General features: G+C 53.5%; 13 protein-coding genes and 1 pseudogene. 5 read left to right on the plus strand and 9 right to left on the minus strand.

What is annotated here, in order from left to right:
* Nucleotides 1-103 precede the first annotated feature (103 nt).
* Entirely contained in the window at nt 104-2,125 is a 2,022-nt protein-coding gene (locus KDW_RS27845; protein WP_151759192.1) for an APC family permease, read from the minus strand.
* A gap of 1,205 nt (nt 2,126-3,330) precedes the next feature.
* On the opposite strand from KDW_RS27845, the gene KDW_RS27855 reads away from it, so the two are divergent.
* Nucleotides 3,331-3,996, plus strand: a complete 666-nt coding sequence (locus KDW_RS27855) for an RHS repeat-associated core domain-containing protein (protein WP_151759194.1) — start codon at nt 3,331-3,333, stop codon at nt 3,994-3,996.
* A gap of 796 nt (nt 3,997-4,792) precedes the next feature.
* On the opposite strand, the gene KDW_RS34395 is transcribed toward KDW_RS27855, so the two are convergent.
* The 8 genes and pseudogenes from KDW_RS34395 to KDW_RS27890 all read right to left on the minus strand — a co-directional run bounded on the left by KDW_RS34395 (nt 4,793) and on the right by KDW_RS27890 (nt 13,575).
* Nucleotides 4,793-4,924, minus strand: coding sequence for a family 1 glycosylhydrolase (locus tag KDW_RS34395; protein ID WP_233097943.1), 132 nt, complete (start codon nt 4,922-4,924; stop codon nt 4,793-4,795).
* A pseudogene (locus tag KDW_RS27860) lies at nt 4,924-6,206 on the minus strand (GH1 family beta-glucosidase). The gene KDW_RS34395 and the pseudogene KDW_RS27860 overlap by 1 nt, the downstream one beginning before the upstream one ends.
* A gap of 24 nt (nt 6,207-6,230) precedes the next feature.
* Nucleotides 6,231-7,304, minus strand: a complete 1,074-nt coding sequence (locus KDW_RS27865) for an ABC transporter ATP-binding protein (protein WP_443092591.1) — start codon at nt 7,302-7,304, stop codon at nt 6,231-6,233.
* Between the two features lie 12 nt (nt 7,305-7,316).
* Nucleotides 7,317-8,492, minus strand: a complete 1,176-nt coding sequence (locus KDW_RS27870; protein ID WP_151759196.1) for an ABC transporter ATP-binding protein — start codon at nt 8,490-8,492, stop codon at nt 7,317-7,319.
* Nucleotides 8,492-9,469 (minus strand): ABC transporter permease, encoded by a 978-nt coding sequence (locus KDW_RS27875; RefSeq protein WP_151759197.1) that lies wholly within the window; start codon nt 9,467-9,469, stop codon nt 8,492-8,494. The genes KDW_RS27870 and KDW_RS27875 overlap by 1 nt, the downstream gene beginning before the upstream one ends.
* A gap of 3 nt (nt 9,470-9,472) precedes the next feature.
* Nucleotides 9,473-10,462: an ABC transporter permease gene (locus KDW_RS27880; protein ID WP_151759198.1), complete on the minus strand. Its 990-nt coding sequence runs from the start codon at nt 10,460-10,462 to the stop codon at nt 9,473-9,475.
* A gap of 197 nt (nt 10,463-10,659) precedes the next feature.
* Nucleotides 10,660-12,378: an ABC transporter substrate-binding protein gene (locus KDW_RS27885; RefSeq protein ID WP_151759199.1), complete on the minus strand. Its 1,719-nt coding sequence runs from the start codon at nt 12,376-12,378 to the stop codon at nt 10,660-10,662.
* An 87-nt stretch (nt 12,379-12,465) separates the two neighbouring features.
* On the minus strand, nt 12,466-13,575 hold the full coding sequence (locus KDW_RS27890) for a LacI family DNA-binding transcriptional regulator (RefSeq protein WP_151759200.1): 1,110 nt from the start codon (nt 13,573-13,575) through the stop codon (nt 12,466-12,468).
* A gap of 993 nt (nt 13,576-14,568) precedes the next feature.
* Between KDW_RS27890 and KDW_RS27895 the strand changes: the two genes are divergently transcribed.
* The 4 genes from KDW_RS27895 (at nt 14,569) to KDW_RS33265 (ending at nt 20,332) form a co-directional block, all read left to right on the plus strand.
* Entirely contained in the window at nt 14,569-16,629 is a 2,061-nt protein-coding gene (locus KDW_RS27895) for an ATP-binding protein (RefSeq protein ID WP_151759201.1), read from the plus strand.
* A complete protein-coding gene (locus KDW_RS34405) occupies nt 16,562-17,809 on the plus strand; it encodes a tetratricopeptide repeat protein (RefSeq protein WP_371876289.1) in 1,248 nt (415 codons plus the stop codon). The genes KDW_RS27895 and KDW_RS34405 overlap by 68 nt, the downstream gene beginning before the upstream one ends.
* Entirely contained in the window at nt 17,806-18,120 is a 315-nt protein-coding gene (locus KDW_RS27905) for a response regulator transcription factor (protein ID WP_162005678.1), read from the plus strand. The genes KDW_RS34405 and KDW_RS27905 overlap by 4 nt, the downstream gene beginning before the upstream one ends.
* Before the next feature lie 418 nt (nt 18,121-18,538).
* On the plus strand, nt 18,539-20,332 hold the full coding sequence (locus tag KDW_RS33265; RefSeq protein WP_162005679.1) for a helix-turn-helix transcriptional regulator: 1,794 nt from the start codon (nt 18,539-18,541) through the stop codon (nt 20,330-20,332).
* Nucleotides 20,333-20,616: the final 284 nt, after the last annotated feature.

Genomic DNA, 20,616 nt, shown 5'->3' on the forward strand with positions numbered 1-20,616 from the left:
ATCGCTGATGTATAGAAAACAGAGGCCGTCATTGCCCATCGGATGAGTAATGACGGCCTCTGGATGTAACGGGCCGCAAGGACCAGTACATTTTTTGTGGGATTTACCAGCGTTTGAGCAGGTGGGCCACTTTTCCTTCTGGCGTGAGTTCGTAACGCACACGGTCCGGATTGATATCCTTGAATTGAGCGTCGTCCTCGATAGCCACCAGCGTGTCACGTGGATGGATCGATTGCCAGATCTGGGTTGCCAGTTCGGGCTCTTCCATCAGATAGACATACGTGCGGTTCGGCACCTTCCCTTTGATCGCCAGGGCCTCAGCTTTACTGAAGGTGTCCTTGGCTTGCTGGTCATCCAGGTAAGGATCAATGATCTCCATCATGCGTGGCGCGGTCGCGCGTTGTTGCTTGCCGGCCAGGTAGAGGAAGATGACAGGTTTCTGTGAATCAGCGTTGTTGATCGCTGCACGGATCACTGCTCCATTGTGTGGGTTGCCCGCGGTTAGCACGGCCAGGGTGTTGTCGGGATAGGTGTCTCGGATCTGTGTGACCACGACCGGGACTGGTACCTTGCCCTCTTTTTGATGGCGTCTATGATTGTAATACGCTATGCTCATACCAAGCAGCGTTACGCCAGTACCGAAGGCGGTAGCCAGCGGCTTGGTCACTAGATTGGTACTCCAGGCAATCACGACCAGGATCGTGGTAATAATACCCAATACAAAGTTGATTTTGAACCAGAGGGTGCTGGCCTCTTCGACCTCGCTCACCTGTCCACCAACGCCGCCACTTGTTGTCATGACTGCTGGCTGGACGTTCGATTTCATCAGATCATGGACTTCGGTCGCTTTATGCTCCTCGCCCCGATTGGCGAGTTCTCCACTCCTCGTCGTCGCCACTGATCTCTGGGTACTGCCGGCGCGTTTCATGTCGCGATAGCGCACAATATCCAGGCCCAGACAGGTCAGGGCGAAGGCCCCCAACAGGCCAAAGGCGTACATCTCACCGAGAATATTAATCCGGCCCCAGACCAGAACAAGAATAATAATCGGGATACCCGTTGCCAGGGCGATTGAAATGTGCGGTGTGCCACGCATCTTGTTGCGCTGCAGAATAACTCCAGGCAGGAACTCCATTCGTGACAGCGCGATAAAGACGTGATAGGCACCAATGATGGCGGTGTTGCTGGCGAAGATCAGCAAGGCACTGGCACTGATGGCCACTTCGGTCTGCAGGACTGGTCCACCCCATTTGCCAGCCAGTAGCGAAATAATCTGGGCGGATTGTACTTCACTCCTGGCAGCTTCTGGCAGCAGCAGGGTTGAGAAGATGGTCAGCATTGGACTGGTCAGGCCAATCGTCAAGACGACCAGGGTCAGGGCAATACCTGCCACCTTTTTATGCGGCTGTTTCATTACCGGAGATAGCTGTGAGATACTCTCCAGACCTGAGAAGGCCAGGAATGAGCCTGCAAAGCCTGCCAGGAATGATAACGGCGTCAGGGTATGGCTCTTAAACATGGTCGGGATCAATGCCAGCACCTGCGGCAACGACATGTGTGTAAAGACCGTGACCAGAATGGCGATATTGCTAAAGAAGGCGATTACCGCGCCTACCAGACTAACTTTGGCGCTCTCGCTGATGCCGACCCAGTTCAGGATACCCAGCAATATTAGCACGCCAATAGTAATGAAAACAGAGGCGGTTACGCCACTAATAGCGGGAAAGACCACGCTCAGGTACAAAATACCCGATAAGCTACTGATCGCCGCGGTGAGAAAGTAATCCACCAGAATGAACATGCCACCGATGGCGCCAAACCAGGGGTTGATAGCCTGGGCGGCTACGGTTACGACACCGCCACCTTGCGGGAAGCGATGCGTGACTTCTGCGTATTTGAGTGCGAGCAAAATAAAAACTGACATCGTCAGGAACACGAAAAAGCCCGCTAATCCCTGGACCGTCTGATACAGAATGCCCGGGGTATAATACACAGAGGTTCCTATGTCCGCAAAGACAACGGCCCAACAGAGCAAAGGACCAAGCAGATTTTTGCCTGATGCGTGCTCGTCCCCGTGGCTATCCACGGCAATTTGCGTGTTTTGTGTCACAGATTCCTGTGCCATACTATTTTATCGTCCTTTGAGAAGGGAAATTCTTCATGTTCCTACCAACGTTAGAACTATCCTTACCACATTCGATAGTCCTACAACAATATACGTAGTCGAAACAATGTATGCTTACATAGTGTAGCACAGCAAGATAGCACAAGTAAAACCCCCGCGGTGGAATTTTGACCGAATTTTTAGGATCTTTGTGTAGGTTTTGACTGAATATTGAGTACTGTGGCTTTTTTCTTTAGTTTTCCCTGATGAACCATACCCCTCCCCGTAGCGGCAGCACTTGCCGCTGCGACCAGTTGGCGTCCGAGCAGGCAACCCAACGTAGCGGCAAGTGCTTGCCGCTGCGACCCCTCCCCGTACGAGCAAGCATCCTCATTGCGTCCAGGCCACTCCGCGCATGAGCAAGCATCCTGGAAACGTCCGGAACGCTCGGCGTACGACGGAAGAACCCCAACGTAGCGGCAGGTCTTGCACCTGCAAACTGTTCACGTAAGCAATGTCCCTGAGCTTGACCCGTTTTTGTGGTGGCGAAAGACGTTGTGTACAAAAGCCGCGAATCGTACGTCGAGTGAGCGCCACACGCAAGGCCGGCATGCAGCGTTCTCGTTGAGCGAGGGGCTCAACGAGCATCGCATGCCTGTGGCGCCTACATCAATCATGTCTCTTGATCCTCTTCGCCAGGGGTACGGGGGTGATCCGCGTGCTCTCCAACCACGTTGCCGAGCAACCCGGCACCACCAAATATGATCCGTGTAGGCGCCACAGCACTGCGGGTCGTTCGAGCACGTTGCCCTGCGTAAACTCAGCAGTGCGGCCTCGCGTGTGGCGCCCACTCGACGTACACGACGCCACGCTATGGAGTTGAGGTTATTCACCTTCACCGAAACGTATTGGGGCTTGCACCTGCGACCTGTTCACGTATAACCAGGCCACGCTCCACACGCATCCCCTTTCTCCTGAATCATTCACTACCAGCATTCAGCTTAATGCATATGAGCTCTTCATTCATTTATAGATGAGTTTATATGCTAATACAATAAAAAATAAATCAAAATGGCAAATCGCTCGAAAAACATCTTGATTTTTTGCGTAACTTTGGGTATCCTTGGTTCTAGCAGATATGCATGAAAAGTCATATTATCTTTATTTGAATAGATGAATAGATATCATATTTCTTTTTCGCAGGGAAGCAATTTTTCAAAGTTTGTATGTACAAATGCATAAATACCGCGGTCTACAATACGTATAACGCGGCCAATGAGCCCACCACCGCGACCAGCACAGGAAGCGCCGATGGGCAGCCGACCGCCGGCAGCACCAGCTATGCCTACGATGCTTCTGGCGGGATCGCCGGCAGCGTTGTCCAGTCCGGCGTCCGTAACCCCTGGCAGTATGCCGGTGGCTACTATGACACCACGACTGGCCTGATCAAATTCGGCATCCGCTACTACGATGCACAATTCGGCCGCTGGACCCAGCGCACCCCCGTCGGCGGTACCCTGCAGGAGACACTCAAGGCCAACCCGTATGTGTATGCTGATAATAATCCTGTCAATGCAACTGATAGGAGTGGAGCTCTCCCTGATCCAGCGGAAATTTTTATAGGCATGGGCGTTGGGGCTGCTGCTGGCGCATTTTATGGACTTCTAAGCGGATTATTTCAACAGCATAGTGGATGGGAGCTTGGTCAAGATATAATCTGTGGAGCTATATCTGGTGGTTTGGAAGGTGGTTTGGCTGCGGCAATTGGTCCATTAATTGATGCGGATGCATTAGCTACTGTAATTGGATCAAGAGTCTTGGCGGATAAAATTATAGGCTTTATCCCTCACATAGCAGAAACTATCTCTGGAGGTTTGTGTGGTTTAGTCTGATTTTTGAGAATCAACTGATACGCCATTTGGTAGTGATGATGTTCATGCTCTGTTCGATTTTTATAATAGGTTGAGCAGGGTGTGAGCATATGAAAGGAGCCATCTTGAGAGAATCTAGAGTAAGTCGTAAAACATCAATTATTATCAGTGTTGTCTGCATTATTTTGGGGATACTTTTTCTCATCCTCAGGTTCAGTATTGATCTACAGCATAATCTGCTATTACGTGGTGTTATTAATGGAATATGGATTGGTTTCATTGTGATCGGTATTATTATACTTATTACTGCACCATTCAGGCCAAAAGATTAGCTTGTAGACATCCTTAAGCTTCTAGGGCCAACTATGTCTAAAGTAGCTGAAGCCGTTGAAAAAATAAGTGGAAAGATAGAAAAAATCATTATTATTCATCATCATAAGAGGAGTGTGTGCGCTTTAGCAGCGGGCTACCAGCAGTGAGCGTACCCACTACTATCTCTTCGACAACCTCGGCTCTATTGTCGGCCTGATGGACAATGTCGGGAATATGGCGGCCAGCTACTGTTGGCGGATTACCTATGCCGACAGGAGGTTCAATTACATGAAATGATCAATAAAAGCGGAAATGTAGGTTCGGCCCTTGCGGCCGATTGGCTCCCCATACGCTATCCTCCTCTTCACCATGATCACGCCGCAGTGGGTCTCGCTTCAAGTGATCTCGGTGCGGCAAGGTTCGCGTGAAGGGCACCAATCGGCCGCGAGGGCCGAGCCTACCATTTTCTCTCTTTTTTGAGTCAACCGCAACTGTAGGTCGAAACCTATGCTTGCGCGGCCAGGAAAGCGGCGTACCAGCGGCCGCTGTCCTTGATGATGCGTTTCTGGGTGGCGAAGTCCACATAGACTAGCCCGAAGCGCTTGCTGTAACCTTCGGCCCACTCATAGTTGTCCATCAGGGACCAGGCGAAATAGCCTTTGAGAGGGGGGTCTTTTTTTGCTCGATGGCTCTGCTGATGGCTTCGATATGGCCGCGTAAATAGCGTAAGCGTTGCTCATCCACTACGCGTTCCTCGGCGTCGATACGGGTCAGGTGATCAGGAAAGGCCGAGCCGTTCTCGGTAATATAGATTGCGGGCACTGCATAGTTCTGCTGCAGCCAGGCGAGTAAATCCTGCAGGCCCTGGGGATAGACTTCCCATCCCATGGCGGTAATCTCTGCATCGGGACTGGCATTCAGGATCTCGAAGCTGTTCTGCTTCTCTCCTGGCTGCTCGCTTTCTTTCCAGGTATCCAGGTGCAGTGGATTATAGTAATTGATGCCCAGGAAATCGACCGGGGCGCTGATCAGTTCCATGTCTCCGGGCTGGATGTCGGGTGCCTGACAATTGAGATGCTTGAACAGGTTGGGGGGATAGTGGCCTTTAAAAACAGGATCCAGGAACCAGCGATTGCGGAAATCCAGTTCTTGCTCGACGCGCTCTAAAGCGGCCGCTGATTTTTCGGTGGTATAGACTGGAAATAGATTTGGTGCGATGCCGATCTGGGCCGTCTCTTTAAGCTGTGCGCGCATGCGTGGCAAGGCCAGTCCATGCGAGAGCAATATATTATGGGCGACGATGCCGACGACTGGAATATTTTTGATGCCGGGTGCATGGATTCCGATACCATAGCCGAGAAAGGTGGCACACCATGGCTCGTTGTGGGTGATCCATTTCTCAACCCGATCTCCCAGATGCTTTGTCATCAACTCGGCATAATCCGCGAAGGCCTCGGCCGTGGCGCGGTTCTCCCATCCCCCCTGATCTTGTAGGGGCGTTGGCAGATCCCAGTGATAGAGTGTCGCTAAGGGCTGGATATTATGTTTCAGCAGACAATCAACCAGTCGTGAATAAAAGTCCAATCCGGCCTGGTTGACCGCGCCAGTGCCCGTTGGCAGCACGCGGGACCAGGAGATGGAGAAGCGATAGGCGCGCAGGCCCATTTCGGCCATTAAGGCGACGTCTTGCTCCATCAGATGATAGTGATCATTGGCGATCTCGCCGGTCTCGCCCTGGAAGGTTTTACCCGGCGTGGCCGCGAAGCGATCCCAGATTGAGGGGCCCGGCCGTCTGCTGCTGCGGCCCCCTCAATCTGATAGGCCGATGTCGCGGCTCCCCAGAGGAAATCGGCTAGGAAACGGGCGGCGAGCTCGGCGTCTTCGCGACTATAAATAGATGTCTGTGGTTCTTTATTCATAATCCTTTTTTTCTTTTTCTTTTTCTACTTTGCGCGCTGCACGCTCTTGGCGTCAATAATCTTAGCCTGCTTTGCTGGCTTCTCTCCTGGTTGATCATAGAGGAAACAGTGGGTCCAGTGTCCCGGTGTGATCTCTGTACGTGCCGGTTTCTCCTGACTACAGATGGGCATGGCATGTGGACAGCGTGGATGGAAGCGGCAGCCGCTTGGTGGCTTGATCAGACTTGGAATCTCTCCACGTGTCGGAACAGAGGTGTTGCCATGATTGATGACCTGCTGGACACGATCAGGATCCGGGGCGACCGAGAGCAAGAGTTGGGTATAGGGATGCCTGGGCGACTGAATGACATCATCGCTGGGTCCGCCTTCAACCATCTGTCCGGCATACATGACCAGCGTGTCTTCCGCGAAGTAGCGGGCGCTGGCAATGTCATGGGTAATGAACAGGAAGGCCAGTTGCTCTTCGTCTTTGAGGCGGGTCAATAGATTCAAAATGTCCAGGCGGATCGAGACGTCGAGCATTGAGACGGGCTCGTCGGCCAGTACTACTTCGGGGCGGGCTGCCAGGGCGCGGGCAATGGCGACGCGCTGTCGCTGGCCACCACTCAGCTGATGCGGAAATTTCTCGATGAATTGTTCCGCCGGACTCAGGCTTACTCTTCTGAGTAGGGCCAGAACTTGTTCGGTAACTTCTTTTTCGCTACGTGCATGTCCATGGACGCGCAGTGGACGACTGAGATGGTAGCGTACATTATGGACCGGATTCAACGAAGAGAATGGATCCTGGAAGACCATCTGGATATGGCGGCGGTAGGCGCGTAGCGAGGATGCGACCCGGGCGCCTTTATATTTGACTTCCTGACCACGGAAGCGTATGACGCCCGTGGTCGGATCATAGATACGCGCCAGCATACGTGCCACGGTGGTCTTACCACTACCGCTCTCACCTACCAGCGCCGTGGCGCGGCCGGGATAGAGTGCCAGTGAGGCGTCTTCTACAGCTTTCACCGATTTTTTTTCGGCGAAGGGATTCATGCTATGGAGTGGAAACTCCTTATAGAGATGTTCCGCTTCCAGAATGGGCTTGTGGCTCTTGATTTTGCGGGGTGTTCATCTGGCAACGCTCCTTTCGGCCTGGATTTCATAACCACGTCCTAAGTCAGCAGGGCCAGGCATCTGAGTGGTCCGGGTGATTTTGGGATCGTAGAGGTGACAGGCCGCGATCTGCTCTGGTGCATCGGCGAATGGGGTGCGCAGTGCGGGTATGACTTGATGGCAGGCCTCAAAGGCCATGGGACAGCGATCATGGAAAGGACAACCGGCCGGGATGTTGCGCAGGTCGGGTGGTGAGCCGGCGATGCCGACCATTTTGCGCCGTGGCCCGTGCAGGGTCGGAAACGAGTTCATCAGGCCATAGCTATAGGGATGGCGGGCATGGGCGTAGAAGTTGTTGCGATCCGCGACCTCGACCAGTTTGCCGGCATACATAACTGCGACCCGGTCGACGAGCTCTAATAAGAGTGAGAGGTCGTGCGTGATGAAGATGAGCGCGGTACCGGTCTCTTTACACAGCGAACTGATCAGGTCCAGGATTTCGCGCTGCACGACGACATCCAGGGCCGTGGTTGGCTCGTCCATGATGATCAGCTCTGGCTTGAGGGCCAGGGCGATGGCGATAATGACGCGTTGGCGCATGCCACCGCTCAGCTCATGTGGATAGCTTCTGAGTCGATCGGGAGCGATGCCGACCAGCTTTAAGAGTTCGCGGGCCCGTTCTTTGCAGGACTGCACGCTACGCTCTGGCTGGTGGGCGCGTAGTACATCGATGATCTGGGTGCCGATATCCATGACGGGATTCAAGGCATTCATCGCGCTTTGGAAGACAATCGAGAGCTCATTCCAGCGAAATGCGCGCAACTGGGGCGGCGTTAACTTTAAGATATCGACGCCACTGGATTGTGTGGGAGAGTTCACGGGATCCGTGATTTTGCTATTTGCCTGCTCCAGGGCGGCGGTAAAGGCGGTGCGCCGCTCACCCTCTTGAATACTGGGATAATAGAGGACCTGACCTGCGGTAATCGCTGCCGGTGGACGTAGCAGGCGAGCAATCGCATAGGCCAGCGTCGATTTACCGCTACCGCTCTCACCGGCCAGACCAACAATCTCTCCACGCTTCAAGCTCAGATTCACGTCCCGCACGGCGTGGACCGCGCCATTGGCGGCATAGTAGTCCACGCTCATATTCCGTACATCCAGTAACAGATTGTTTTTGTTCTGTGTGCTCATCAGGCTACCACTTCTTCCTGTGTCTGGGGGGCTTTCTCAATCTCTGCCTGTTTCTTACGTGCCAGTTTCTCCGTTTTGGGTTCAGTGCGCAAACGAGGATTCGCGACTTCATCGATACCCGAGTTCAGCAGGGTCAGTCCGGCACAGACCAGGGCGACGCACAAACCGGGTGGGATAAACCACCACCAGCCACCGGCCAGCAGGGCTTGTCCGGCCTGCGCCCAGTAGAGCATGACGCCCCAGTTGGTTTTGGTGACATCGCCCAGACCGAGAAACTCAAACACCACGTCGGCGGCGATGGTATAGACAAACGTGCCGATAAAACTGGAGGCGACCAGCGCGATCTCATTGGGGAGGATTTCCGCGAAGATGATGCGTACGGTCGTTTCACCCGAAGAACGGGCCGCCTCCACGAATTCCCGGTTGCGCATCGATAAGGTTTGTGCCCGCAGGACGCGCGAGCCATAGCTCCAGGAGGTGAAGATCAGCAAGAGCGTAATCACCACGGATCCTTTTAAGGGAGCGAAGGATGCAATAACCAGGCCCAGCGGAATACCTGGCAGAACCAGGAATACGTTGATGATGAATGATAAAATGTTATCGATCCAGCCGCCAAAGTAGCCGGCGGTCAGGCCCATGGCGACCTGTAAGATGATCGAGCCCAGGGCGGATAGGAAACCAACCAGCAGTGAGACGCGGGCACCATAGACCAGTTGCGAGAAAACATCTTCACCGCTCTTGGTTGTCCCGAGCCAGTGACTGAGAGAGGGCGGTAAGAAGATATCATTGGAGGTGGCATCAGGTGACACATGCGTCAGCAAGGGTCCAAAGATGGCCACGAGGACAAAGAAAGCCAGGATGCCACTGCCAATGGCCATCTTGCGATTGGAGGTCAACCACTTGAATATATTGCGTCCACCACGTAAGAACGTCGTCGGAAAATTTTGGGGCTGAAGTGTCTCGGAACTTACTTGCATGTTCTATGACCTTTCCTGCCGTACTCGCGGATCGAGTAGGGTATAGACCACGTCAGCGATCAGGTTAGCAGCCAGTACTGTGACGGCGATGACCAGGAAGCAGCCTTCGATCAGGCTATAGTCCTGATGACCAATGGCGGTAATCAGTGCGTATCCAATGCCAGGATAGTTGAAGACGAGTTCGGTCAGGAGTGCGCCACCGACGATTGCTCCCAGCGAGATGGAGAAACTGGTAATACTGGGCAGGATCGCGTTGCGGGCAGCGTAGCTTAAGACGACGCGGCGTGTGGGGAGGCCTTTGGCCTGAGCCATCAGGACATAATCTTCGGAGAGGGTGGTGACCATGCTATTGCGCATCACCAGAATCCAGCCGGAGATCGAGCCCAGTACAATCGTAAAGGCGGGCAGGATGGCGTGGGTTACCACACTTGAAATAAAGTCCATCGACGTCCAATCAATGTCCAGCATGTCGTCAAAGCCACCGCCGATCGGGAACATATGCAGAATGAAGCCCAGGAAATAGACCAGTGCCAGGGCCATCCACAGATAAGGAATAGCGGAGATAAAGGTCATGACGGGGGGGAGAAGTGAGTCTAGCCAGGAGCCACGTCTCCAGGCGACCAGGATGCCCAGCAGGGTGCCAATAACAAAGGCGATAATGACCGATACACCTAACAGACCAACCGTCCAGGGAATCGAGGTTGCCAGGATCTGGCTGACGGTTTCGGGATAGTTGGTATTTGAGACACCCAGATCTCCATGTAATAACTGGTTGAGGTATGCGAAGTATTGCTGCCATAAGGGCGCATTGGTCACACCAAACTGGGCCCGTAAGGATGCCAGTAGCTGTGGGGTCACGGACTTTCCCTGCATGCCTGCTAAAAATGCCTGTGCGGGATCACCTGGCATCAGCCGTGGCAGCAAAAAATTTATGGTGACGGAAGCCCATAATGCGACTATATAGAAGCCAATTCGGCTAAGTAGACGACGCATCTTTGCTCCTCCTCTTTCTTGTTGTAGTTGTGTTGCATGGCGCTTGCCATGGATTATGCCTGTGGGGTTGCACGTACCGTCGTAAAGTAGATTGTGTTGTTGAGGATGGTGAGGTGCCCTTGTCTACACTCCAGCGAACTGGAGCATAGACAAGAGGACTACAAGGCAGTGGAAGTCAACATAGGTCACGTGAAGTGCTAGGCTGCTTTCAACTGTAGGATAATGTACTCGTTATCAGGTGTATTGGTTGGTGCAGCATAATCATACGGATTTTTCTCATCGGGCCAGCCGGTGACGTGGGTCGTGGTGTACTCATCCCAGGTTACGTTGTAGTTCAACGGAATGGCTGGAACCTGCTCCACCATGATCTTCTGCAGACCATCGATGGCGGCCTTCTGTACGGCAGTATCGTTTGAGGTCTCGTACTGTTGCAGCAACTTGTTGGTTGCTGGATCATCCCAACGCTCCCAGTTGACGGTTGCGACCTGTCCGAGTGGGGCGGTCTTACGACCATCCAACAGATCAGAGAACTGGAAGTAAGGGGTAGGTCCAGGATTGGTCCAGGAGATACCTGCATCAAATGAACCTGTCTGCAGGGCATTGATGTATGGTGTGAAGTCACCTACGGTGTTGATCTTGGCGTCGATACCGATCTTCTTCAGATAGGTCGAGATCAATTTGGTGGAACCGACCCAGTCGTCCCAACCGGAGACCGCGATCATGTTGAAGGAAATCTTTTTGCCGCTCTTGTCGGCATAGATGCCATCGCTACCTTTGGTGAAACCAGCCTTCTGCAGCAAGGACTCGGATTTGGCGGTGTCAACCGTGAATTTGCTGTCCGCATACTGGGATGCGATTTGTGACTTCTGTGAAGGCAGGATGCTGGTTGGGCTGGCTGGCTGTGCGAACACGGCGGCCTTCTTGTAGATGTCGTCGCGGTCAATCGCCAGGCTAATTGCCTGCCGGACTTCCAGGATATTGAATGGATATTTCTTGGTGTTCATGTAGAACATAACGGCGTTACTGGGGGTGAACCAGTGGTGCAGATGCTCAGGGTCTTTCTGGGTGTAGGATGCATCCAGTTTAGGATCCCAGGCCACACCTAACCAGTCGAGCTGACCGTTAGCAAGCATCAGGACGGCGCTTGAGTTGTCTTTGATTGCTGGAACGCGGATCTGATCGACATGGACGCTGCTGGCCTGCCAGAAGCCGGGGTTCTTTTTGTAGGTCACCAGCTGAGGGGTGTTTTTGTCCAGCAGATAAGGACCTGAGCCAACCGGTTTCTGGTCGTTCGCGAATTTGACTGGATCAGAAACGCTCTGCCAGGCATGTTTTGGCACGATGTAGGTACCGCCACCAATCCACCAGATCGCTACTGAAGAAGGCTGCTTCAGGGTGACGGTGAAGGTTGTCGCATCGGGAGCTGCTACATCCTGGATGAACCGTGTCCACAGACCGTTGGTGTCCATACCAGTGTTCGTCTTCATCAGGTTGAAGGTGAACAGCACATCATCGCTGGTCAGGGGTTGTCCGTCATTCCATTTGACGCCATCGCGGATCTTGAAGGTGATGGTCTTCAGATCGCTTGACTGATTGAATGAGGAGGCCAGCCAGGGATTCTTCACGCCGGTGTAGCGGTTGATGAAGAGCAAGGTTTCATACAGGAAGCCCTGGGTACCGGTGCCAGCATTGGGGCTAAACGGATTGTAGTTACTGACGTTGTCACCTTTAGGTGAGGGCACATAGGTAATGGTTACCTTTTTGTTACTGCTCTGGCCGGGTGTTGATCCACCACCGCCACCGCAGGCTGAGAGCACGAGCATGACGATCGCCAGCACTGAGACCAACGTGGTACCCAGCATTTTCCCTGGACGATGTTTGTGCTCAGCGGACTTCTCGTAAGTTCCGAATGACATACAAACCTCCTAAACGCAGGAAATAAAATCTCCACTGATTGATAAATACTTATTCTAAGCGCCAATAAATGAAGGAGAAGTGCAATTTCACAAGCTATGCTGTGTCGCACCGCATGAAGCACGGACGACCAGACTGGTTGACAACTTGATGTGTACCGGTGATGCTGGCAGAACAGGTGCTGCCATCGCATCCTGCAAGCGCAAAGCCGACTTATGATTCCAGGGTCGGACCTTGATTTCAGGTGGATCAATCATCTGTAACAACAATTCGATCGAGCGCTTCCCCATCTCATGCAAGGGTTGCCGCACCGTTGTCAGTGCCGGCTGTGCATGCCTTGAAAAAGGAATATCATCATAGCCAATCACGGCAATATCCTCAGGAACACGTAAGCCGTACTCGGTTATGGTTGATAGCACACCATAAGCCATCAAGTCACTCGCCGCAAAGATCGCGGTGGGTCGCTTTTCCAGCGCCTGCAACAGTTGAGTCGTGCACTCCTTTCCGCCTGTTGGCATAAAATCACCCTGTAACACCAGTTCCGGCTCCACTTCAATGCCTGCCTCGGCCAGTGCATCGCAGTATCCCTGATAGCGATCCAGTGATACCTGAAATTGGAGTGGTCCCTGGATATGAGCAATGCGTCGGTGCCCCTGTTGCAGCAAATGTCGTGTTGCCGCATAAGCACCGGCCTTTTGATCAGCGCCAACCCAGGAAATATCTTCTGGTGGATTGATCTGATCATCGAACATCACCAATGGGAACCCCTCGCGGCAGAGTTCCGCCAGATGTGCAGCAGATTGACCAGGATAAATTGCCAGTATCCCGGCTGTCAGCTTCGTCGCTAGAATGCGCTCAATAACATCGCTATAGTCTTTCTGATCATTGCCAGCATTCACACTGTAGAGCACCAACTCATATGGACTCTGATCAATCACTTCCGCTATGCCCCTCATAATTTCAGGGATAAGCGGCCAATGAATGACAGAGACCAGCGCGCCGATCAAGCGGCTACGGCCACCGGCCAGTCCAGAGGCCGCAAGGCTTGGAAAAAAGCCCTGCTGATCCATAATTTGTAAGATACGCTCACGTGTTTCCGGATTCACATCCGGCCGCTGGTTGAGCACGCGAGACACAGTTGTCTTGCTCACACCTGCCAGTTGCGCAATATCTTGAATGGTGATCTTACCCGTTGTCATCTAGATCCTTCTTTGACACATAACAGAATGCATACAATGTTCTTCGCACATCAGCGACCTGAACGGAAATGTTCCGGACCCGTTACTGTTAGCGGTTTCGGAAACGGTTTCATAAAGCAAGTGTAAAGGGTGCAGGCATAAAACAAAGATAACGAAAGTAGTATTTTGCGGCTTATTTTTTCTACCACTTTCTATCCTCACCGCCCCCAATCCGGTTACCTAACACCCCGAAATAGCACATCTTGATTCCCGCCTGCGGCGGGAGGGGGAGGGGAGAGAATAGCGGGGACACCCCGCACCCCGGCAGAAGGGGCTCGACGCCCCTCCTGCACCACCCCCATGACAATCCAGGCATTCCCAGCGATGCTCCCACCTTCGGCGGAAAGGGAAGAATAGCGGGGACACCCCGCACCCCGGCAGAAGGGGCTCGACGCCCCTCCTGCACCACCCCCATGACAATCCAGGCATTCCCAGCGATGCTCCCACCTTCGGCGGAAAGGGAAGAATAGCGGGGACACCCCGCACCCCGGCAGAAGGGGCTCGACGCCCCTCCTGCACCTCCCCACCATGACGGCCCAGGCATTCCCAGCGATGCTCCCACCAGGGACCTGCACGGGTATAAGCGGGGAGGTGCAGGAGGGGCGCTAAGCCCCACCTGCCGGGGGCGCGGGGGTGTCCCCCGTCATTCCCCCCTCCCCCCTCCCGCCGCAGGCGGGAGAGCATTTATCCCAAAATCAAAAGCTGAAATATAGTCATAGAAAATGATCTATTGTATACTATAGCTATGTAACTTTTTAATGGCGATGAGCAGTAATTTTCTGTGGCGAGTTATAATCACCTGGAAACTTTTTTGGTTTCTATTGCGTACCAACAAATCTGATTAAGTCAGATGCGGAGCAAGCATTGAAAGTTACCGAACAGGTAACGACAAGCCAACGACGGTTTGGTGTGACTTTTGAGGCAGTTCTCTATTTAGTTCCAGAATGAGAAGCAATGACACGCTCAACACCCACTGTACGGAACGACACACTTTATTATCAAGAACAAGAGCAGCCCTGCTGTGTGCTCGTAGGCAGCCCCGACTGGTATGACTGGCTGGCGCATGCCACAACCTTTAGCTTCACCTGTCCCTCGGGCTCTTTTACCGCCCGGAAAGAACAGGCGGGCAATAAACGTGGTGGGGAATACTGGAAAGCCTATAGTAAGCGCAAAGGTAAGTTGCTGCATGCCTATATCGGCAAGGCCCATCTGCTCTCCCTTGAGCGTCTACAGACTATCGCGATCCAACTGGCCCAGAACGCGGAAGAGCAGCAGTGCACACCAACTGCAGCATTGCCCGTTCCTTATAGTCATAGCCTGCCCATGGCGCCCACGCCGTTGATTGGTCGTGAAAAGGAGACGGAATCTATTTGTGCTTTGCTGCAACGTGTAGATGTGCGTTTGCTGACGATTGCGGGTCCCGGTGGGGTAGGGAAAACGCGTCTGACCATAGAAGTGATGCGTGTGCTCAAGGATAGTTTTCCGGGTGGCGTCTTCTATGTCCCATTAGGACTCATCTCCGATCCTGCGCTGGTATTGCCGGCGGTGGCGCAGAAACTTGGCCTGGTGGAGACGAACGATGATTCCTTACTTGAGCGTATCGCGGCCTATCTACACTCCAAGCATACGCTGCTGGTACTTGACAATTTTGAACAGATCATGGCAGCCGCTCCCCGGTTGGCGGAACTGCTGGCGCTCTGTCCACAGCTCAAAATCATGGTGACGAGCCGTGAAGTACTGCATCTACGTGGTGAGCATGAATTCGTGGTGCCATGTCTGACATTGCCGAATCTGCAACAGCTTCCTGTTAATGGGGATTTCTCCGCGTATCCTGCCATGCTGTTGTTTGTACAACGTGCTGCTGCCGTTAAGAGTGATTTTCAGCTTACGCATGAAAATGCCGCTGTCATCGCTGAAATCTGTACCTGTCTGGATGGTTTGCCGCTGGCCCTGGAACTGGCGGCTGCACGCATCAAGCATCTTTCTCCCACCATGCTACTGTCGCGTTTAGAGCAACGGCTGCTGGTGCTTACCAGTGGCGCGCGCGATCTTCCCAGGCGTCAGCAGACCTTGCGCGATACGCTGGACTGGAGTTATGAGCTCTTAAATCCGGATGAACAAAAGATTTTTCGTTATCTCTCGATCTTTGTACGCGGCTGTACCCTGTCGTCTGCTGAAGCTTTTTGTCTGGTTCTGCAAGGGGAGCACGAGGACCAGGAAGTCCCGATCCTGGATATTATTGCTTCGCTGATCGATAAAAGCTTTCTGCAGCAGCGCGAACAGTCGGACGGTGAGATTCGGTTGCGGATGCTGGAGACGATTCAGGAGTATGGTCAGGCTTGCCTGTTGGCTGCTGGCGAGAAAGATAAGGCGGCTCAGGCGCATGCGCGCCACTATCTGCAACTGGCTGAACAGGCTGAGCCAGAGCTGCGTCAGGTGCGACAGGCGCAGTGGTTGCGGCGACTGGAACGGGAAAATGATAACCTGCGCGCTGCTTTACACTGGTTTAGTACTCAGCAGAATAGCGCGGGCCATGAGGCGGCGCTTCGCCTCTGTGGCGCGCTCTGGCGTTTCTGGCTGGTCCGTAATCGTCAGCAGGAAGGCTATCAATGGGCGGAAAAGGCCCTGCTCCATAGTACCGAGGTGGAGCCTGCATTACAGGCCAAAGCCTGTTTTGCTACCGCGACGCTGGCATATAGCCAGGAACACTATGAGCGCAGTATCGAACTGTGGCAGCAGTGTCTGACGTTGTATGAGAAAATTGAGGATCAGGCGGGCGTGGCTGCGGCCCTGAATAAACTGGGAACGGCCTATGCGCGCAATGCGCCTGTGGAGGCACATGAGTTTTTTCCAGCGCAGCCTGAGTCTGGCCACGCAGTATCAGGACGACTATGGCATCGCCGACGCGTTGGAGTCGCTGGCCCAGGAGTCCTTTGCCTTTGGTTTCTTGAGCGAGGCCCGGATCACGTTCGAGGAACGCCTGGCCATCTGCCGGCGTCTGGAAGATACGCGTAGCATTGCCTATTGTCTGGAGAGCCTGGGCCAGATTGCCGCGCACCTTGGCGATTATCCACAGGCAAATCAGCATCTAAGGGAATGCCTGGTCCTGCATCGAGAGATTGGTGATCGTGTCGGTATGGCCTTTGCGCTCTTGCCGCTGGCCATTGTCACGCTCTATCAGGGTGATTATAGTATTGCCCATTCTTTATTAGAGGAATTTCGCATCGTGATCCGCGAACTGGGCCATCAGCGCAATATGGCCCGGCCTGGCAGTAGCGGCGACTTCCCGCAATTCCAGTTCACCGAACATACACCAATCAGCCAGATCCTGAGCGAAAGCTTTGCGATCTTTAAAGAAACCGGTAACGATGAGGGCATTGCCAGCAAATTGTTTGCCCTTGGCTGTATTGAATTCTCGCTAGGTAACTTTAACGATGCGCGTAAATCCCTGGCCGAAAGCCTGGATCTCTTCCAGCATCTGGGCAATCGCGTCATGACGGCGGCGGTCTACAATATGCAGGGACAGGTGGAGGCCCATCAGGGTAACTATGCCCGTGCGCGTGCCCAGTTGGAGGAATGTTTGTTGATCACGCGTGAGATCGACGATCATTGGCATCTGGCCTCACGCCTGGCCCAGCTCGGCTTAATCCTGTTGAATCAGGGTGATATTGCCCGTTCCCGTGCATTGATTGAAGAGAGTATGCAGGCCGCGCAAGACAGTGGTGATCCACGCTATATTGCTCAGTCCCTGCACATCCATGGCCTGCTGAGCCTCTATACCGGAGATTACACCACGGCCCAGAATCACTTCAACGAAAGTCTGCATACTAATCGCGAGATGCGCATTGGATCGACGCGTGCCTATCTACTGGCCGACCTGGGACTACTGGCACTACAGCAAAAGAATAGCACCATGGCCCGCATCCTGGTTGAAGAGAGCCTGGCGTTATGTCTGCACGTCGGTGATCGCTGGTTTATTCCCTCCTGCCTTGAACGCCTGGGAGAGGTGAGCGTAATGCAAGGCCAACCAGAGCAAGCCGCCAGACTCTGGGGACCGCGACCGTTATGCGGGCCACCATTAGTGCGCCCATGCCACCGATCGAGCAGACCCTCTACCAGCAATCGCTCACCCATGTCCGGAAACAACTTGGTCCGGAACGCTTTAGCACCGAATGGAACAATGGTGAAATCATGAGCCTGGAAGAAGTTCTGAGTTCATTACAAGCCAGCCCCGAAGTCAGCTCGCCTGTTGACTCGACGCTCACCCTGGAGCCACAATTAGTCAAACAACCCACATCAGAAACCAGCGCACAAAATGGACTGACCGGCCGTGAAAAAGAAGTCCTGCAGTTGCTCGCCAGCGGCCTGACCAACATCCAGATCGCCGACCAGCTCGTGATTAGTCCCCGTACCGTCCAGACGCACCTCAGCACCATCTACGCCAAACTCGGCGTCGCCACCCGCAGCGCCGCCACCCGCTACGCCCTCGAACACCACCTCGCCTGAGGCCCCAACGAGATCACGTAGGTTCGACCCTCGAGGTCGATTGGAAGAGCCCTTACCTCGCCTGAGGCCCCAACGCGATCACGTAGGTTCGACCCTCGCCCCAAAGGCGATCGATATGGGGGGAGACAATCGACCTCGAGGGTCGAACCTACATGATCGTTTTTTTTGAGCATTTGAGGTGAGGGCGAGTTTTATTGGCGTAGATGATTTCACCATTATGTCAAAGGATCGAGGCCATGGGCGTTTAATGTTGTCTCCGCCATTATGCGTACGCCATCTTGCGCATACGGGATTGGAATGGCGCTATGGGGGGCAAGAAATACGTTTTTTTCGCGGATGTAGAGATGGGCTTCAATAGGGTACATTTATGGGACACGCACTTTTCATTTCGATGGAGAAAGAGGAGAGGATGATGTCCATGCTTCGTAAACATATTCCAGTCGTCGTTGACGAATATTTATACATACCGGATCAAATGAGTAGCGCCACAAAAACGGTTTATGTTGGCTCACCTGATTGGTATGCCTGGTTGGCCGGTGGGCTACATCCATCCTTTTCATTTAAGCATGCTGGCGGAACTTTTACTGCTCGCCAGGAGCGGCAGCGGCGTGGGTGGTATTGGTATGCGTATCGCAAGCGGTCCGGTCAGGTTTTGAAGACGTATCTGGGGCGTCCTGAAGAGATGACGCCTGCCCGGTTGGAGCACGCGGCTGCCATCCTGGCGCATAAAGAGGTTAATCAGCTAGCGCACAAACGGCGTACAGCCCCGTTATCGGCGCAACTTCAATCGATCCTGAATGAGAAATTTACGGTTCCCAGTTCCGCGATTGCGTCGATTGAGCGTCCCCGGCTCCTTAAACGGATTACCGAGGGTGTAAAGGGCAAGCTGGTCTTGCTCTCGGCTGCGGCGGGTTGGGGTAAGACCAGCTTACTCAGTAGCTGGTGTACAAGCAAGCTGGCACCAGACTGGCCCATCGCCTGGGTCTCACTGGATGATCAGGATAATGAGCCGCGCGAATTCTGGCTGCAACTGCTCACGGCCCTCAATATCTCGCAGACGGACAAGCTGGCGGATGCACTGTCCAGTGTACAGAATATTCAGAATCTACAAGATGTGCAGGTCCTCAAGTTATTTTTACATGCCTGCCAGCAGATCGAAACGGATAGTGTGTTGATCCTTGATAATTATGATCGCATCCAGTCCAGCGAAATTCACAAACAATTGACTCTGCTGCTGGAGCGCTTACCGGCCAGGCTGCATGTGATTATTGCCAGCCGTACCCATCCGTGCTTTCCATTGTCCCGTTTACGTGTGCAGGGAGCACTCACCGAGTTATGCCATAGCAGCCTGCGCTTTACACCTGAAGAGACAGCTCGCTTGCTACAAAATATGGCGCAGACCACCGTTGCGCCCGAATGTAGTGCGGCTATCGCGTCCCAGACCGAAGGATGGATCGCCGGCATTCAGCTCTGCGCGCTCTATAGTAAAGAGCACGAGACGCGCTATCCACAGCAGTATACGCCGGTGGCCAGTAATCGCTATATCATAGACTATATCAGCGAAGAGATCCTGACCAGACAAAGCCCTGAACTGCAACAATTCATGTTGCAGACCAGTGTTCTGCCCCGTTTAGAGGTCGCAGCCTGTAATGCCATCCGGCAGGCCGAGGACAGTCAGTACTGGCTTGAGCAGTTGCGGCGGCTCAACCTGATTAGCGTGGACACACAAGAGTACAGCTATTGTTATCCCCAACTCTTGAAGACCGTCCTCTATCAGCAACTCCAGCGCAGCCAGCCTGTCCAGTTGACAACCCTACAGCAACGCGCGCACGACTGGTCCAGGCAGCAGGAGGAAGACACCTACCTACCTATGCAAACGAGACCTTCCGTGTCCGATACCGCAACCCCCAAACGGATCTCGCTGTACGAAACCGAAGACAAACCCGAAAAGCTGACCAATCGCGAACGCGACGTACTCCAGCTCATCATCAACGGAGCCTCAAACCGTGATATCGCCCAGAACCTCATTCTCAGCGAAGGCACCGTCAAAAGCACGTCTCAAACATCTGTAACAAACTCGCGTCCAGAGTCGCACCCAGGCCATCGCGTCGGCCAAAGCCCTCTCGCATGGCCCTCATGTGTAACGGCAGCCTTCATGGCTAATACTTTTCACGTAAGCCTTTTTCTGGACGAGATTGACGAAAGCATCTAAGCCGATCAGAGGCCCAGTGACTTCAAAGGATCAAGAAAAGCGAAACAGGTAGGTTCGACCCTTTGGGTCGATTCGTGCCTGCATACTATCCTTGCTTGACCATGAGCAAGCCTCTTCACGCCTTGCTTCACCCGCTTTTTCACTTGCGTGATCCTGCGGAGGTGAGGGTATCGTGGAGGCACGAATCGACCCAAAGGGTCGAACCTACACGTTTTACCTCTCTTAATCCTTTGAGAAGGTATTCCTTCACCGTCATGCTATCATTTCAGCCATTCAATCCCTTA

The sequence above is a fragment of the Dictyobacter vulcani genome, assembly GCF_008974265.1.
Classification (GTDB): domain Bacteria; phylum Chloroflexota; class Ktedonobacteria; order Ktedonobacterales; family Ktedonobacteraceae; genus Dictyobacter; species Dictyobacter vulcani.